We start from the raw sequence: 15,110 nt of genomic DNA on the forward strand, positions 1-15,110 counted from the left end.
CGCATGTGATCCAGCTGCGCATCTGTCGCCCTACCTGCCATCACGCTTCCGGTTGAGGCAGCCCCGCACCGCCCGGCCCGGAAAAGCGGATCAGCCCGCCAAGGACGTTGACTTCATAGCGATACAGCGCCGCAGCGCCGCTTCCGGGCGGGCGACAGGTCACGATGAGCCAGCTCCATCCACCCTCACCGGGGCGCGCCGAACAATCCGTCACCTGTGGTTCGCCGGGCCTGCCTGACCCGGCATGATCGGCCAGATAGCGCTGCGCATAAAGGGTGATCACATCGGTTTCCGTGATGCCCTGTCGCAGAATGCCGTTCCGAAGCCCGATCACCGCCAACAAAAGCGTCAGCAAGGCAACCGGGATCCAGTAGGCAATCCGCATCAGCCCATGTGTGCCATCAGTTCGCGACCGATCAGCATGCGGCGGATTTCAGAAGTCCCCGCACCAATCTCCATCAGTTTGGCATCACGGAAGATCCGGCCCACCGGGTTGTCGCTGAGATAGCCGGCGCCACCAAAGGCCTGCACCGCCTGGTGCGCCTGCACCATCGCCTGCTCGGAGGCATAAAGGCAGCAGGCCGCCGCATCCTGGCGGGTGACCGTTCCGTTGTCGCAGGCCTTGGCCACCTCGTAGATATAGGCGCGGGCCGAGTTCATAGCCGTGTACATATCGGCGATCTTGCCCTGCATCAGCTGGAAGTTCCCGATCGGCTGTCCGAACTGTTTGCGCTCTGCCATATAGGGCATCATCTCGTCCATACAGGCCGCCATGATCCCGGTTCCAATGCCCGCCAGAACCACACGCTCGTAGTCTAGGCCGGACATCAGAACCTTGACGCCCTTGCCCTCTTCGCCGAGCACGTTTTCAAAAGGCACTTCGCAGTCTTCAAAGATCAGTTCGGCCGTGTTGGAGCCGCGCATCCCCAGCTTGTCGAAATGTACCGAGGTCGAAAACCCCTTGAACTCTTTTTCGATTAGGAAGGCGGTGATGCCTTTTGAGCCCGCCTCGGGGTCGGTTTTGGCATAGACCACCAGCGTGTCGGCATCGGGCCCATTGGTAATCCAGTATTTGTTGCCATTCAGGCGATAGTGGTCGTTGCGCTTTTCCGCGCGCAGAGACATCGAGACCACATCGGAGCCAGCACCTGCTTCGGACATGGCCAGCGCGCCCACGTGCTCGCCCGAAATCAGGCGCGGCAGGTATTTTTTCTTCTGCTCCTCATTGGCGTTCAGCTTGATCTGATTAACGCAGAGGTTGGAATGCGCGCCATAGGACAGCGAGACCGACGCGCTGGCACGTGCGATTTCCTCAACAGCGACGGTGTGCGCGAGGTAGGACATGCCCGCCCCGCCGAATTCCTCAGGGACCGTGATGCCAAGCAGACCGAGATCGCCCATCTCTTTCCACAGCTCGGCGGGGAATTCGTTTTTCTGGTCGATCTCCTGCGCCATCGGCTTGACGCGTTCCTGCGCCCAGCGATGCACCATATCGCGCAGCGCATTCACATCTTCGCCCAAGTCAAAGGTCATGCTTGCGTTGAACATACCAAGTCTCCTCCCGAGTCATCGCGCATTATTTGAACATGCGTTCATTTATCGCCATCAAAGCCTTCCACGTCAAGCACCAGATGACCCAATCGGGTATTTCCGGCGGTCCTACGTCTGCTTTTGATTATCCAGACGCAGGACTCCGAATTTGTCTCCAAGAAGAAATATGCCTCAACCACAGATGGACAGAGATCCTTGTCGCTCCTAGTCTCACACCCCAAGCCGCTCTGATCGCGAGAGAAAACAGTCCCTCCCCCATGCCTAAGATCGTCCTTCATCTCAAAGCGAGCGACTTGCCCCGCAGATTGTCCGGTCGACACCTTGAGTTCTATCGGATCTTGGGCGATCTGATGGCAGGCCAAAACATTCGGGCGGAAAGTCGCCAGCGCGACGGCGATATTCGCATCGACACGCGCACCATCGGGGACAGCCGTTTTGATGATGGGAATCTCCACATCATAGATGATCGCTCGCTCAATGCGCCCAATGTGCTCAATGCGGGGGCAGCCTATTTCTGGCGTTTCTGGCAGCTGGACCCACAAGGGGTGAAAGCCTTCAGCTCAACCGGCGCCGCACACTATGGTCCGGAACAGATGCCACGGCGCCGGGCACAGAGCTTCTTTGACAATATGCACAAACGCTACGTGCAATCACGCAAATCGAAATACGCCCAGCCCGAGACGCAGCAGCAGTTTCCCGACAACGCGATCTCGGTTTTCTTTCAGGGTGACTATCCGGTCACCTCCGGCGCAACGTCGACCACGGACATCGAGATGCTGAGGGCGGTGCAGGCTGGCGCCGGGGACCGCCCCATCATCGTGAAGCCACACCCACTGGCGAGCAACTTTTCCGACATTGCCGAGACCCTCGCCCTTGCCGAGACAGACAGCCGGATCACCGTGACCGACGCCAATATCCACGACATCCTCAGTGCCAGCTGTGTAACGGTTTCCATCAACTCAACCGTCGCCCTGGAAGGGTTCCTGCACCTCAAGCCCGCGATTCTCTTTGGCCAATCGGACTTTCACCACTTGGCGGGGCGGGTACACGCGCCAAAGGAGTTCGAAACGGTCCTTGCCCGCGAACTTGACCGAGACGAAGGCTACGAGCAGTTCCTCGCCTGGTATTTCCTGAAAATGTGCCTGCCGCTGAACAATGCTCGCCTCGAAGAGAGAATCTGGAAGATTTTCAGCAAAGCCGGGTTCCCGCGTTCACGCTTTAGGTAGCGGGTTCGCCCTGAAACACCGCGCCCACTTCGGCGCGGATAATACGGGCGATCTGGGCGCAATCCTCAAGAGAAAAGGTCAGCGGCACACGCATATCGATGATGCCGGCAAGAATGCGGTCACTATTGGGAAGCGCGGGCGTCTCTGCGTAGCGCCAGCTGTCATAGCGCGAGGTAAAGGCCACAGGCTCTGCCCCGCCGAACCACTTCAACTCCACACCGCGCACTGCGCAGCGGCGCAACACCTCTTGTACACGCTCCGCCGCCCAGTCGAGCAACAGGAACTGGAAGGATGAGCCGACATAGGTCTCCATTGCCGGACGCTCTACCACGCGCAGCCCCGGCGTGCCGCGCAACCCGCTTTCAAGCGTCCGGTAGCGATCGTTCCAGCGGGCAACCTGCGCATCCAGATCCCGCAACTGCGGCCGCAGAATGGCCGCCCGCAGATTGTCCATCCGGCCGGAGATATTTGGAGTCTCAAATTTGATCTGCTCGAATACCTCAGGCTCCGGCGCTGCCAGATGGCGTCCAAAGAGCATGTACGAGCCCGACAGCATGATGGCGCGGGCCGCGAACTCGGCATCATCGGTGACTAGCAAGCCGCCCTCGCCGGAATTCACATGCTTATAGGTCTGACAGGAATAGCAGCCAATCGCTCCGTGACGCCCCGAGGGGACCCCGTTCCACTCCGCCCCCATGGTGTGGGCGCAATCCTCGATCACGATGATCCCAGCCGCGTTGCAGATCTCCATCAGGCGGTCCATGTCGCAAAGGTGCCCGCGCATGTGGCTCAGCATCAGAACCTTGGCCTGACCCGCTTTGGCTGTCAGATCCTCCAGATCAATGGTCAAGTCCTCGGTCACATCCACGTAAACCGGGGTCGCGCCGACCGCCGCGATAGAGCCGGGCACGGGCGCCAGCGTAAAGGCATTGGTCAAAACCCGGTCGCCGTGTCCCACTCCAACAGCTCTCAGAGCGGTTGCGAGTGCATAGCCGCCGGATGCCACGGCGAGGCAGTATTTGGCCCCCACCTGATCCGCAAACTCTCGCTCGAGAAGCGCGGTCTCGCCCACCTCTCCCTCAGCCAGGTTATAACGGTGCAGGCGCCCATGGCGCATGACCTCAACGGCGGCTTCAATCGCCTCCTCAGGAATGGGTTCCTGCTGGGTAAAATTGCCGGTGAAAATCTCGCTCATGATGCTTTTGTGGGGCGCCCCTGCCCGCTGGTCAAGGGGGAAGCCATCTCAGGGCAGCAACTGAGCAATCATATCAGGCAGATCCTCGTAGCGATGCAGCAGCGCTTCAGGCCGCAGCGCCGCCATATCCTCTCCCGAGGGGCCAAAGGTCACCAGCACCGAAGGCACACCAGCCGCCGACGAGGTATTTCGGTCGGTGTCACTGTCGCCGATCAAAACCGTTCTGGCCGGATCACCGCCTGCCCGGCGGGCCGCTTCAAACAAGGGCTCAGGATCGGGTTTGCGCACCGGCAAAGAATCTGCGCCGACAAGCGAGGCAAAGGCATCGCGCACGCCAAGGGAGCGCATCAGCTGTTCGGCCAGGGCCTCGGGTTTATTGGTGCAGATGCCAACGCCGTAGCCCCGCACCTTCAGCGCTTCCACTGCATCCATTGCCCCAGGGTACAGGAACGTATGCAGATCAATCGCCTCGCGATAGGCGTCCAGCAAGACGGGGTAATAGTCCTCGACCGTGGCCTCACGGTAAGCGCCGACACGTTTCAACCCTTCGGTCAGCATGCGTTTGCCGCCACGCAGAGCAATCCCGGCATCATTCGGATGAGTCAGCACATCTCCATGTCCCATCTGGCGGAAACAGGCATTGGCCGCCGCCAGAAGATCCCCCGAGGTATCCGCCAGAGTTCCATCAAGATCGAAGATCACCGTTCGCATATCGTCCCCTTTCGGCGCATTTCCGCCGCATGATGTTGCAAGCCGCAACCTAGTTTGATGACTCAACGGCTTGCACGCCCAAGGTTAGCGGATAAAACGGGGGCGCTGAAAAGACAAAGAGAAACATCACATGAGCACAGCCCTCGTCATCCTGGCCGCAGGCAAAGGCACGCGGATGAATTCGGACCTGCCCAAGGTTCTCCACCCTATCGCCCAGGCTCCGATGCTGGAGCATGCAATGGCGGCAGGCCGCGCACTTGAACCGGAGCGGATCGTGGTTGTAGCAGGTCATGGGGCCGAGGCGGTGCGCGGCGCGGTGGCCGAGATCGACGAGAGCGCCGAAGTCGTGCTGCAGGAAGAACAGCTTGGCACGGCGCATGCAGTGGATCAGGCACGCGATGCACTGACAGGGTTCACCGGGGATGTGGTGGTTCTCTACGGTGATACGCCCTTTGTCAGCGGAGATACGATCACCCGCATGATCAAGGCACGCGCGAGCGCCGACCTCGTGGTTCTGGGCTTTGAAGCTGCCGATCCGGGCCGCTACGGTCGATTGGTGATGGAGGGCGAAAGCCTCGAGCGGATCGTCGAATTCAAGGATGCTAGCGACGCCGAACGCGCAATCACCTTTTGCAACTCGGGCCTGATGGCCTGTGCCGCGCCCACGATGTTCGACCTGATCGCCGAAGTTGGCAACAACAATGCCTCGGGCGAGTATTACCTCACGGACCTTGTGGCGCTGGCCCGCGGCAAAGGCCTGCGCGTCACAGCCGTGGCCTGCGATGAAGCCGAGACGCTGGGCATCAACTCCCGCGCGGAGTTGGCCCGCGCCGATGCGCTGTTCCAGACCCGCGCCCGAACCGAGGCGCTGGACAATGGCGTGACCCTGATGGCGCCCGACACCGTCTACTTCGCATATGATACGGTTGTAGGCCGCGACACGGTCATCGAACCCAATGTTGTCTTCGGCCCCGGTGTGACGGTGGAAAGCGGTGCCTTGATCCGCGCCTTCTCGCATCTGGAGGGCTGCCACGTCAGCCGTGGTGCCAAGGTCGGCCCGTACGCGCGTCTGCGCCCCGGCGCGGAGCTGGCCGAGGACACGCATATCGGCAACTTCGTCGAGATCAAGAACGCGGAAATCAAAGCGGGCGCCAAGGTCAACCACCTCTCCTATGTGGGCGATGCCACGGTCGGGGAAGCAACCAACATCGGCGCCGGCACCATCACCTGCAACTATGATGGCGTCATGAAGCACCGCACCGAAATTGGCGCGCGCAGCTTTATCGGATCGAACACGCTGCTGGTCGCTCCCGTGCGCGTCGGGGATGAAGCAATGACGGCAAGTGGCACGGTCGTGACCAAGGAGGTTGCCGATGGCGACCTAGCAATCGCGCGCAGCCCGCAAGAAAACAAACCCGGCCGTGCGCGCAAACTGATGGACATGCTGCGCGCCAAGAAGGCCCGCAAGACAAAAGGAGCCAAGTGATGTGTGGTATCGTCGGAGTTCTTGGCAATCATGAGGCAGCCCCCCTGCTGGTGGAAGCGCTCAAACGGCTTGAGTATCGTGGATATGACAGCGCCGGCATTGCAACGATCAGCGAAGGCAAGCTGGACCGCCGCCGCGCGGTCGGCAAGCTCGTGAACCTCAGCGATCATCTTGTACATGAACCGCTGGCAGGCAAATCAGGTATCGGGCATACCCGCTGGGCCACTCACGGCGCCCCCTCAGTGAACAACGCCCACCCACACCGGGCCGGGGCTGTCGCGGTTGTGCATAACGGCATCATCGAAAATTATCGCGACCTGCGCGCCGAACTCGCCAAAGAAGGGATCGAGTTTCAGACCGAAACGGACACCGAAACCATCGCCCTGATGACCGAACGCTACATGCAGGGCGGCATGTCTGCGGTCGAAGCGGCACAAAAGACCCTTTCGCGCCTCGACGGCGCCTTTGCCCTCGCCTTCCTTTTCGACGGAGAAGAAGACCTGATGGTGGCCGCCCGCAAGGGTTCTCCTCTGGCGATCGGTCATGGGGAGGGAGAGATGTTCGTTGGCTCCGACGCCATCGCGCTGGCGCCGCTGACCGACCAGATCACTTACCTCGAAGAAGGGGACTGCGCGGTCCTCACCCGGACCAGCCTGGAAATCCGGGACGTTAACGGCAAGCTGGCAAATCGCGCCGTGAAAACCATCCAGATCGACTCAGCTCAAGTGGACAAGGGCGGCCACAAGCACTTCATGGCAAAAGAAATCGCCGAGCAGCCAACAGTGATTGCCGAAGCCATCCGCCACTACCTGCCGGTGGGGGAGGATAAGGTGCACCTGCCCGGCGAAGGCATCGACTTCACACAGATCGAACGGCTGACCCTGGTGGCCTGTGGCACCGCCTTCTATGCCTGCCTCACCGCGAAATACTGGTTCGAGAAACTCGCCCGCATTCCGGTCGAGGTCGATATTGCATCTGAATTCCGCTACCGCGAACCGCCGATCCCGGCGCGCACGGCGGCACTGTTCGTCTCGCAATCGGGCGAGACCGCCGACACATTGGCCGCGCTGCGCTATTGCGAGGGCAAGGCGGACCAGATCCTGTCGGTGGTCAATGTACCCGAAAGCTCCATCGCGCGCGAAAGCGACCTGGCCCTGCCCATTCATGCGGGTGTCGAAATCGGCGTCGCTTCGACCAAAGCCTTTACCTGTCAGCTGAGCGTTCTTCTGATGCTGGCGCTGAAAGCTGCGACCGACCGGGGCGAGATCAGCGACGAGGATCTGCAGGCGCATATTTCGGCCTTGCGCGGACTGCCCAACGTGCTGTCTTCGGCGCTCGAGCAGAACGAGGCAATCCGTCAGGCCTCTCTCAAGCTGAGCGAAGCCCGCGATGTGCTGTTCCTGGGCCGGGGCCTGATGTTCCCGCTGGCGCTGGAAGGCGCGCTGAAGCTCAAAGAGATCAGCTATATCCACGCCGAAGCCTATGCCTCGGGTGAGTTGAAACACGGGCCCATCGCGCTGATCGACGCCAACATGCCGGTGGTCGTTCTGGCCCCCCGCGATGATCTGTTCGACAAATCCGTGTCCAACATGCAGGAAGTGATGGCGCGCAAGGGTAAGGTGATGCTGGTCTCGGACGCTGAAGGTCTGGCCGAAGCCAGTGAGGAAGTCTGGCAGTCGATCCGCATGCCGCAGATCCACGACAGCCTTACGCCGATCCTGTATGCTCTGCCCGCGCAGATGCTGGCCTATCACACAGCCGTGGCCAAGGGCACCGACGTGGATCAGCCGCGCAATCTCGCCAAATCCGTGACTGTGGAATAGCCCATGACCTTGGAGGAGGCGCTGGAGCAGTTGAACGCGCATGTTGAAGCCGGGCGCGCAGAACATATGGCCGCCTACCACAAGCAGACGCGTAAAGTTCTGGGCATTCCAAACCCCGCACTGAACGATCTGACCAAGGGCTGGCGTCAGTCGCTGACCGTGGATGACCGCGTCGCGCTGGCAGACAGCCTTTGGACAACGGATATTTTCGAAGCACGCATTGCGGCGGCCAAGCTGCTGACCCAGGCGCGTATCAGGGGAGATGACACCGTCTGGCAATTGATCACCTCCTGGGTGCCCGATTTCGACAGCTGGGCCATTGCCGATCACGCCTGCATGGCTGCTCAGAAACGGTTGGTTGCGGATCCCTCTCGTCTGGAGGAGGTCGAGAGCTGGACGCAGTCCGATCACATGTGGACCCGCCGCGCTGCCCTTGTGGCGACCCTGCCCTGGGCCAAGCTGAACAACATCAAGCCCGCAGATCAGGCGCGCCGCAGCCGTATCCTCGGCTGGGCCGCGACGTATGTGCCCGAACGGGACTGGTTCATTCAGAAAGCCATCGCCTGGTGGCTACGCGATCTCAGCAAGCATGACGCGGAAGCCACACGCGCTTTCCTTGCGACCCATGGCGATGCAATGAAGCCCTTTGCCCGCAAGGAGGCGGGAAAATATCTCAAAGGCGATACGCCACATGCAGATCAGTTTGCGGGACGCACCTGAAGTTCGACCAATTCGGTAAGCGGTACGCCAAGGGCGCGCATGGCAGCGATGGAGACCCGCGCGCTGCCCGTCGTTGGCGAAGGCCTAAGAGTCACGACGACTTCAGCCCCATTGGCACTGCGCAGCAGCGCCCGCTGCTCGTTGCTGACCAGCGAGGTCTCCATCCACAGCCCCGGCACTGCCGGATCGCCGAGCGAAGCGACAACCTGTTCGGTGCCGGTGAAAACCGTCTCAGGCGCGACCTCGGCGTCTTCTGGAGTATCGACAATCTGTTCCGGCACATCCATGGCTCCACCCGTTGCATCCAAGGGCACCTGCGGCCCGGTCTGCTCTGGCAGAGGTGCAGGCTCTTCCTTTTTGAAACCCGGTAGCTTTGGCATTTCAAAGTCGCCACAGCCGGCAAGCAGCAGAAGCGAAAGAGCAGAGGATGTAAGGATCAACAGTCGCATGATCCGAACCTACGGCCCGTCCGGGCATCTGACCAGATGAAAATCGAACCTTTGCTCACGAAAATGCACTCCCCTCTTGCCGCAGGACAAAGCGCGCTTTACCTATTTCTCCATGACTGCTCCGTTGATAGATCCCTTCGCCCGCGCCATCACTTACCTGCGCGTTTCGGTCACCGACCGTTGTGATTTCCGCTGCGTCTACTGCATGTCGGAAAACATGACCTTTCTGCCCAAGAAAGAGCTGCTGACTCTGGAAGAGCTTGATCGGCTCTGTTCCACCTTTGTCGGCATGGGGGTGGAAAAACTGCGCATCACTGGCGGCGAGCCTCTGGTACGGCGCGATATCATGACATTCTTCCGTGCCATGACGCGGCATCTGGACAGCGGCGCCCTCAAGGAGCTGACGCTGACCACCAATGGCTCGCAGCTGGAGAAATACGCTCAGGACCTTTTTGATGCAGGCGTGCGGCGCGTTAATGTATCGCTAGATACTCTGGACGAGCAGAAATTCGCGGATGTCACCCGTTGGGGGCGTCTACCGCAAGTCTTGCGCGGTATCGATGCGGCGCAGAAGGCAGGGCTCAGAGTCAAGATAAACGCGGTAGCCCTCAAGGGTTTCAACGAGCCGGAGCTGCCTCAGATAACCCGCTGGTGCGCCGAGCGGGGCATGGATCTCACCTGGATCGAGGTCATGCCCATGGGCGATATAGGAAATGAAGATCGCCTGGATCAGTACTGGTCCCTAAAGGACGTACGCAAAGAGTACGAGAACCACTACACGGTCACGGACCTTGCCGAGCGTACCGGCGGCCCGGCCCGCTATGTGCGGCTTGAGGAGACAGGTCAGAAAATCGGCTTCATCACGCCTCTCAGCCACAATTTCTGCGAAAGCTGCAACCGCGTGCGTCTGACGTGCACGGGCGAACTCTACATGTGTCTCGGCCAGGAAGACATGGCGGATCTGCGCGCGCCCCTGCGTGATCACCCCGACACTGAGGCTCCGCTCGAAGAGGCCATCCGAGCCGCCATCAACCTCAAGCCCAAGGGCCATGATTTCGACTATTCCCGGCAGACGCTTGGCGGGCAGATGCCGCGCCATATGAGCCACACCGGCGGCTGAGATGGCCGCTCGACATACCGGCGGCAAGGCCACAGCCCTGTTTCAAGCCTACCGAGCCGCAACCGCGCTGATTGCGCCCTTTGCCTATCGCAAGGTGGCCGCAAAGCTGGCCGCGCAAGGCATTACCGAGGTGCGCCAGCGCGAACGCCTGGGCCACGCCAGCCAGCCGCGCCCTGACCTTGCCCCCGGCGCACCATTGATCTGGTTTCACGGCGCATCGGTCGGGGAAAGCCTTGCGGCGATTACCCTGATCAACCGACTGGCCGAGCGCCTGCCAGATGCACGTTTTCTGTTGACCTCCGGCACAGCGACCTCTGCGCAGATGGCTGAGAAACGCCTGCCGGATCGCGCAATCCACCAGTTCGCGCCGCTGGATGCAACCGGGCCGGTCAGCCGGTTCCTCGCCTATTGGCGCCCCGATGCGGGAATATTTGTGGAAAGCGAGCTGTGGCCTGTCACCTTGGCGGAAGCCCGCAAGGCCGGTACGCGCTTGGCGCTGGTCAACGCGCGCCTTTCCGCACGCTCGCTGGACAGTTGGCGAAAACGCGCTGCTACCGCCGGGTTCATCCTGTCACGATTTGACCTGCTGCTCAGCCAGAACGAACAGATGGCGCAAGATCTCATCTCGCTTGGCGCCGACCCCGCGCGTGTCCTTCCCGGGGGCAACCTCAAGGCAGGCGCAGCGCCACTGCCGGTCGATCAAACGGCCCTTGAGCCATTGCGTCAGGCCATCGAAGATCGCCCTGTCTGGATCGCCTCTTCCACCCATGAAGGCGAAGAAGAAACAGTCCTGAAAGCTCACAAAACCCTTCTGCAGCGTCATCCGGGCCTTTGTTTGGTGCTGATCCCCCGTCACCCGGAACGCGCTGATGAGGTTTCCGCGCTGATCGAAGCGGCAAACCTCATCTCGGCGCGGCGCAGCGCTGGCGCAGCACTTACGCCGAAAACCCAAGTCTATCTTGCCGATACGCTCGGCGAACTTGGGACTTTCTATGCGCTCTCACCGATCGTGTTCCTCGGCGGCTCGTTCTTGCCTATCGGAGGGCACAACCCGTTTGAGGTGGCCAGCGCAGGTGCTGCCGTAATCACAGGCCCCGGCACCAGCAATTTCGCTGAAACCTTCCCACCGCTGATCGCCGCTGGCGGGGCCATCGAGGTGGCTGACGCTGGTGAACTGGCCGAGGCTGTGGACACTTGGCTTTGCGACAACGATGCATTGGCCGCCGCGCGCGAGTCTGCACAGAGCTTTAACACAGAACAGGCGAGACGGTTAGATGGGATCACGGATCTGCTGATTGAGCGTCTGAGGTTAGAAAAAGCAAGGGCGCAGGTTGATGCCTGACCTCTTTGTCACCAACTTCAACCGCAATTTCACAGGGGTTTCGGCGACAGCCGCCAATGTGATCCGCCAGCAGGCCTTGACCCATGATCTGCGGCTTGTGGGTCGCCCCCTGCCCAGCTGCCCCGAACCAATCAGCACTGCTGGGGCGAAACGTCTGTGCCGCAAAGCCCCAAACGGCAAATCCTTTGCCATCTGGCATGTGCGCCGTAACACCGAAATGCGCGCGGCGATCTGGGCGCGGGATGTGCTGCGCCTGCCAATTCGCATCGTTTTTACTTCGGCGGCACAGCGGCGGCACTCGGCCTTTCCACGCTGGCTGATCAGCCGCATGGACGCGGTCATTGCCACCACCGAGAAAGCCGCCGAGTTCGTCCCCAATGTGCGCGCGGTGGTGCCTCATGGGGTGGATACCGATCTGTTTCAACCTGCGGAGAACCGCAGCACCGCCTGGGCGGCCCTCGGGTATGGCGGCGACATCGGGATTGCCACCGTCGGGCGCATACGCCCCGAAAAGGGCACCGATGTCTTTGTCGATGCCATGATAGATCTTCTACCCTCCCAGCCCGGGGCCGTGGCTTTGGTCATTGGCCGGGCCGCACGCGAACACCAAGGCTTCCTGAAGAATTTGAAATCCCGCATCGCCACGGCTGGTCTGACTGATCGGATCCTGTTTCCCGGCGAAATCCCAGCCACAGACCTGCCCCAGGTCATGCGCGCCCTGTCGCTGGTGATGCAACTGCCCCGCTACGAAGGCTACGGTATGGCGCCACTCGAAGGCATGGCGAGCGGCGTACCTTTCGTTGGATCTGACGCAGGCTACTACCGAGCCTTTTCCGCCCAAGGCAAAAGCGGCCTGGTGGTCCCTCTGGATGATGCCGCAGCCGCAGCCGAAGCCGCCCGCAGCATTCTGGACGATGCAGACCGCCATGCGCAAATGGCCCAGGATGCCAGGGACATCGCTGAGCACAGCTTCAGCGTAAGGTCCGAGGCTGAGGGGATCGAAGCCGTTTATCATGCACTCTGGTCCGAAGGCTGAACGAAATGAAAAAGGCCCGGTGATGAACCGGGCCTTTTCGTTTTACATCAAGCAAAGCCTTACGCGGCAGGCATGCGCTGCTCGACAATACCAGCCCACCAGCTGCAGCCAGCCGGGATGGCTTCGTCGTTGAAGTTGTATTCAGGATGGTGCACATCGGCGCTGTCGCCGTTGCCAACCAGAATATAGGCACCGGGGCGCTCTTCCAGCATGAATGCAAAATCCTCACCGCCCATGACGAGGGGCGCTTCCTCACAATTACCAGATATGTCACTTGCAACCTTGGCTGCGAAGTCTGTCTGTTCTTCGTGGTTCACCATGACCGGGTAGCCACGGTGGTAGGTGACATCAGCCGTGCCGCCAAAGGTCGCGGCCACGCCTGCGCAGATCTCCTTGATCCGCTTTTCGGCCAGGTCACGCATCTCTGCAGACATCGTACGCACGGTGCCTTTGATCTGAACCCGCTGGGGGATCACATTGAACGCCTTGGAGGAGGTCTCAAACGAGGTCACCGAGACAACAACACGATCCACCGGGTCCGCATTGCGCGATGCGATGGTCTGCAGCGCGAGAACAGCCTGGGCGGACATCACGGTGGTGTCGATGGTTTCATGCGGTTTGGCCGCGTGACCGCCGCGTCCCTCAAAGGTGATGTCGAACTGGTCGGTCGCCGCAAAGAAGGCACCGGAGCGGATGGCAAAGCTGCCCACCGGTTTGCCCGGCCAGTTGTGCATGCCGTAGACTTCCTGGATGTTCCAGCGCTCCATCATGCCGTCGTCGCACATTTCCTTGCCGCCGCCGCCGCCTTCCTCAGCGGGCTGGAAGATCACCACGACAGTGCCGTCGAAGTTGCGTGTTTCCGACAGGTACTTGGCCGCGCCCAGCAGCATCGCGGTGTGACCGTCATGGCCACAGGCGTGCATGGCATTCGCGGTCTTGGAGGCATACTCCAGCCCGGTCTGCTCGTGAATCGGCAGCGCGTCCATGTCGGCACGCAGGCCAATGACCTTGCCCGAAGTGTCGGATTTGCCTTTGATCACGCCGACAACGCCGGTGCGGCCGATGCCGGTGACGATCTCGTCGCAGCCGAACTCCTTCAGCTTTTCTGCCACCAGCGCCGAGGTGCGGTGGGTTTCAAACAGGATCTCGGGGTTTTCATGGATATCACGGCGCCAGGCGGTGATTTCCTCCTGAAGCTCGGCAAAACGGTTCTTAACCGGCATTTCATTCACTCCTTTTGTTATCTGTTTTGTCCGGTGCTGGCTGCACCGGTAGGCCCCGCCCTTCAGGCTGCGGGCATTCTTCTTTCGACGACCTCCGCGAACCAGCTGATACCGGCCGGGATGATCTCGTCATTGAAATCGTATTCGGGATGGTGCAGCCCTGCGCTGTTGCCATTGCCAAGGCGGATCATGGCGCCGGGGCGCTCCATCAGCATGAAGGAGAAATCCTCCCCGCCCATCAGGATCGGCACGTCTTCGCAGCTCGTCACGGCTTCTGCAGCCTCCCGGGCGTATTCAGTCGCGGCCTCGTCATTTATGGTGACCGGGACGCCTATGCGCATCTCGACTTCGACCGAGCCGCCGAAGGTCTGCGCAACACCCTCGGCGATCTCTTTGATCCGTTTGGGGATCATGGCGCGCACCTCTTCGGAATGGGTGCGGATCGTGCCGCGCACCTCGGCCCTGTCGGGGATCACGTTGAAGGCCTTGGAGGAGGTCTCGGCGCTGGTCAGCGTCATGACGGCCTTCTCAATCGGATCCATATTGCGCGAGACAATGGTCTGTAGCGCACTGATCATGTGGCACATCATCACCGTCGTATCGACGGTCATATGTGGCTTGGCACCATGGCCGCCGCGCCCCTTGAGGTGCAGGGTGAACTCATCGACCGAGGCCAAGATCGGGCCTGGACGGATCGCGAATTTACCTGCCTCGATGCCGGGACTGTTGTGGATGGCATAGACTTCGTCGATGCCAAACCGCTCCATCATACCGTCCTTGACCATGGCCTCGCCGCCATTGCCGCCTTCTTCGGCGGGCTGAAAGATCACCACGGCGGTGCCATCGAAATTGCGCGTCTCTGATAGATATTTTGCAGCACCAAGCAGCATCGCCGTATGACCATCGTGGCCACAGGCGTGCATCGCGTTAGGGATCTTGGAGGCATGCGGCAGGCCGGTCTGTTCCTGCATCGGCAGCGCGTCCATGTCGGCCCGCAGGCCAATCGCGCGCCCCTTGCTATCGCTGCGGCCGCGGATCACGGCTACGACGCCAGTGCGGCCAATGCCGGTCACCACCTCGTCACAGCCAAAACTTTTCAGTTTTTCCGCCACCAGTGCCGAAGTCCGGTGCGTGTCATACAGGATCTCGGGGTGTTCATGAATGTCGCGGCGCCAGCCGGCAACCTCTTCCTGAAACTCTGCGGCGCGGTTCTTGACGGGCATTCTTG

At 60.9% G+C, this 15,110-nt stretch carries 14 protein-coding genes; 7 read left to right on the plus strand and 7 right to left on the minus strand.

The genetic code is table 11. The features are described 5' to 3' along the window. Positions 1-40: 40 nt before the first annotated feature. Positions 41-385: a hypothetical protein gene (locus INS80_RS18855; RefSeq protein WP_192967091.1), complete on the minus strand. Its 345-nt coding sequence runs from the start codon at positions 383-385 to the stop codon at positions 41-43. After that, entirely contained in the window at positions 385-1,548 is a 1,164-nt protein-coding gene (locus tag INS80_RS18860) for an isovaleryl-CoA dehydrogenase (protein ID WP_192967092.1), read from the minus strand. The genes INS80_RS18855 and INS80_RS18860 overlap by 1 nt, the downstream gene beginning before the upstream one ends. Before the next feature lie 260 nt (positions 1,549-1,808). Between INS80_RS18860 and INS80_RS18865 the strand changes: the two genes are divergently transcribed. Continuing rightward, positions 1,809-2,777 (plus strand): capsular polysaccharide export protein, LipB/KpsS family, encoded by a 969-nt coding sequence (locus tag INS80_RS18865; RefSeq protein ID WP_192967093.1) that lies wholly within the window; start codon positions 1,809-1,811, stop codon positions 2,775-2,777. Here the strand turns inward: INS80_RS18865 and INS80_RS18870 are convergent. Continuing rightward, positions 2,770-3,972, minus strand: coding sequence for a DegT/DnrJ/EryC1/StrS family aminotransferase (locus INS80_RS18870; RefSeq protein WP_192967094.1), 1,203 nt, complete (start codon positions 3,970-3,972; stop codon positions 2,770-2,772). The two genes, INS80_RS18865 and INS80_RS18870, sit on opposite strands and share 8 nt — an antisense overlap. A gap of 48 nt (positions 3,973-4,020) precedes the next feature. After that, positions 4,021-4,683: an HAD-IA family hydrolase gene (locus INS80_RS18875; RefSeq protein ID WP_192967095.1), complete on the minus strand. Its 663-nt coding sequence runs from the start codon at positions 4,681-4,683 to the stop codon at positions 4,021-4,023. 130 nt (positions 4,684-4,813) lie between these two features. Between INS80_RS18875 and glmU the strand changes: the two genes are divergently transcribed. Genes glmU through INS80_RS18890 form a run of 3 tightly spaced genes read left to right on the plus strand, consistent with a single transcriptional unit; the run spans position 4,814 to position 8,712 of the window. Then, entirely contained in the window at positions 4,814-6,169 is a 1,356-nt protein-coding gene (gene glmU / locus INS80_RS18880) for a bifunctional UDP-N-acetylglucosamine diphosphorylase/glucosamine-1-phosphate N-acetyltransferase GlmU (protein WP_192967096.1), read from the plus strand. Beyond that, entirely contained in the window at positions 6,169-7,992 is a 1,824-nt protein-coding gene (gene glmS / locus INS80_RS18885) for a glutamine--fructose-6-phosphate transaminase (isomerizing) (protein WP_192967097.1), read from the plus strand. The genes glmU and glmS overlap by 1 nt, the downstream gene beginning before the upstream one ends. A 3-nt stretch (positions 7,993-7,995) precedes the next feature. Further along, a complete protein-coding gene (locus INS80_RS18890) occupies positions 7,996-8,712 on the plus strand; it encodes a DNA alkylation repair protein (protein WP_192967098.1) in 717 nt (238 codons plus the stop codon). On the opposite strand, the gene INS80_RS18895 is transcribed toward INS80_RS18890, so the two are convergent. Then, complete coding sequence (locus INS80_RS18895) at positions 8,691-9,161, minus strand: hypothetical protein (RefSeq protein ID WP_192967099.1); 471 nt, start codon at positions 9,159-9,161, stop codon at positions 8,691-8,693. The genes INS80_RS18890 and INS80_RS18895 overlap by 22 nt on opposite strands. Before the next feature lie 112 nt (positions 9,162-9,273). On the opposite strand from INS80_RS18895, the gene moaA reads away from it, so the two are divergent. From moaA to INS80_RS18910, 3 genes are read left to right on the plus strand one after another with little or no spacing between them, the layout of a single operon-like run. Further along, positions 9,274-10,281: a GTP 3',8-cyclase MoaA gene (gene moaA, locus INS80_RS18900; RefSeq protein WP_192967100.1), complete on the plus strand. Its 1,008-nt coding sequence runs from the start codon at positions 9,274-9,276 to the stop codon at positions 10,279-10,281. Position 10,282: 1 nt separating this feature from the next. Then, complete coding sequence (locus tag INS80_RS18905; protein WP_192967101.1) at positions 10,283-11,623, plus strand: 3-deoxy-D-manno-octulosonic acid transferase; 1,341 nt, start codon at positions 10,283-10,285, stop codon at positions 11,621-11,623. Beyond that, positions 11,616-12,659, plus strand: a complete 1,044-nt coding sequence (locus INS80_RS18910; protein WP_192967102.1) for a glycosyltransferase family 4 protein — start codon at positions 11,616-11,618, stop codon at positions 12,657-12,659. Before INS80_RS18905 ends, INS80_RS18910 begins: the two co-directional genes overlap by 8 nt. A 59-nt stretch (positions 12,660-12,718) precedes the next feature. Here INS80_RS18910 and INS80_RS18915 read toward each other — a convergent pair whose 3' ends face one another. Both INS80_RS18915 and INS80_RS18920 read right to left on the minus strand, forming a co-directional pair. Further along, positions 12,719-13,882, minus strand: a complete 1,164-nt coding sequence (locus tag INS80_RS18915; protein WP_192967103.1) for a M20 aminoacylase family protein — start codon at positions 13,880-13,882, stop codon at positions 12,719-12,721. Between the two features lie 62 nt (positions 13,883-13,944). Beyond that, complete coding sequence (locus tag INS80_RS18920; protein WP_192967104.1) at positions 13,945-15,105, minus strand: M20 aminoacylase family protein; 1,161 nt, start codon at positions 15,103-15,105, stop codon at positions 13,945-13,947. Positions 15,106-15,110: the final 5 nt, after the last annotated feature.

Source organism: Phycobacter azelaicus, assembly GCF_014884385.1.
GTDB lineage: Bacteria > Pseudomonadota > Alphaproteobacteria > Rhodobacterales > Rhodobacteraceae > Phycobacter > Phycobacter azelaicus.

Coding starts and splice junctions, on each gene's coding strand:
- INS80_RS18855 (WP_192967091.1), bottom strand. CDS start 385: ATGCGGATTGCCTACTGGATCCCGGTTGCCTTGCTGACGCTTTTGTTG.
- INS80_RS18860 (WP_192967092.1), bottom strand. CDS start 1,548: ATGTTCAACGCAAGCATGACCTTTGACTTGGGCGAAGATGTGAATGCG.
- INS80_RS18865 (WP_192967093.1), top strand. CDS start 1,809: ATGCCTAAGATCGTCCTTCATCTCAAAGCGAGCGACTTGCCCCGCAGA.
- INS80_RS18870 (WP_192967094.1), bottom strand. CDS start 3,972: ATGAGCGAGATTTTCACCGGCAATTTTACCCAGCAGGAACCCATTCCT.
- INS80_RS18875 (WP_192967095.1), bottom strand. CDS start 4,683: ATGCGAACGGTGATCTTCGATCTTGATGGAACTCTGGCGGATACCTCG.
- glmU (WP_192967096.1), top strand. CDS start 4,814: ATGAGCACAGCCCTCGTCATCCTGGCCGCAGGCAAAGGCACGCGGATG.
- glmS (WP_192967097.1), top strand. CDS start 6,169: ATGTGTGGTATCGTCGGAGTTCTTGGCAATCATGAGGCAGCCCCCCTG.
- INS80_RS18890 (WP_192967098.1), top strand. CDS start 7,996: ATGACCTTGGAGGAGGCGCTGGAGCAGTTGAACGCGCATGTTGAAGCC.
- INS80_RS18895 (WP_192967099.1), bottom strand. CDS start 9,161: ATGCGACTGTTGATCCTTACATCCTCTGCTCTTTCGCTTCTGCTGCTT.
- moaA (WP_192967100.1), top strand. CDS start 9,274: ATGACTGCTCCGTTGATAGATCCCTTCGCCCGCGCCATCACTTACCTG.
- INS80_RS18905 (WP_192967101.1), top strand. CDS start 10,283: ATGGCCGCTCGACATACCGGCGGCAAGGCCACAGCCCTGTTTCAAGCC.
- INS80_RS18910 (WP_192967102.1), top strand. CDS start 11,616: ATGCCTGACCTCTTTGTCACCAACTTCAACCGCAATTTCACAGGGGTT.
- INS80_RS18915 (WP_192967103.1), bottom strand. CDS start 13,882: ATGCCGGTTAAGAACCGTTTTGCCGAGCTTCAGGAGGAAATCACCGCC.
- INS80_RS18920 (WP_192967104.1), bottom strand. CDS start 15,105: ATGCCCGTCAAGAACCGCGCCGCAGAGTTTCAGGAAGAGGTTGCCGGC.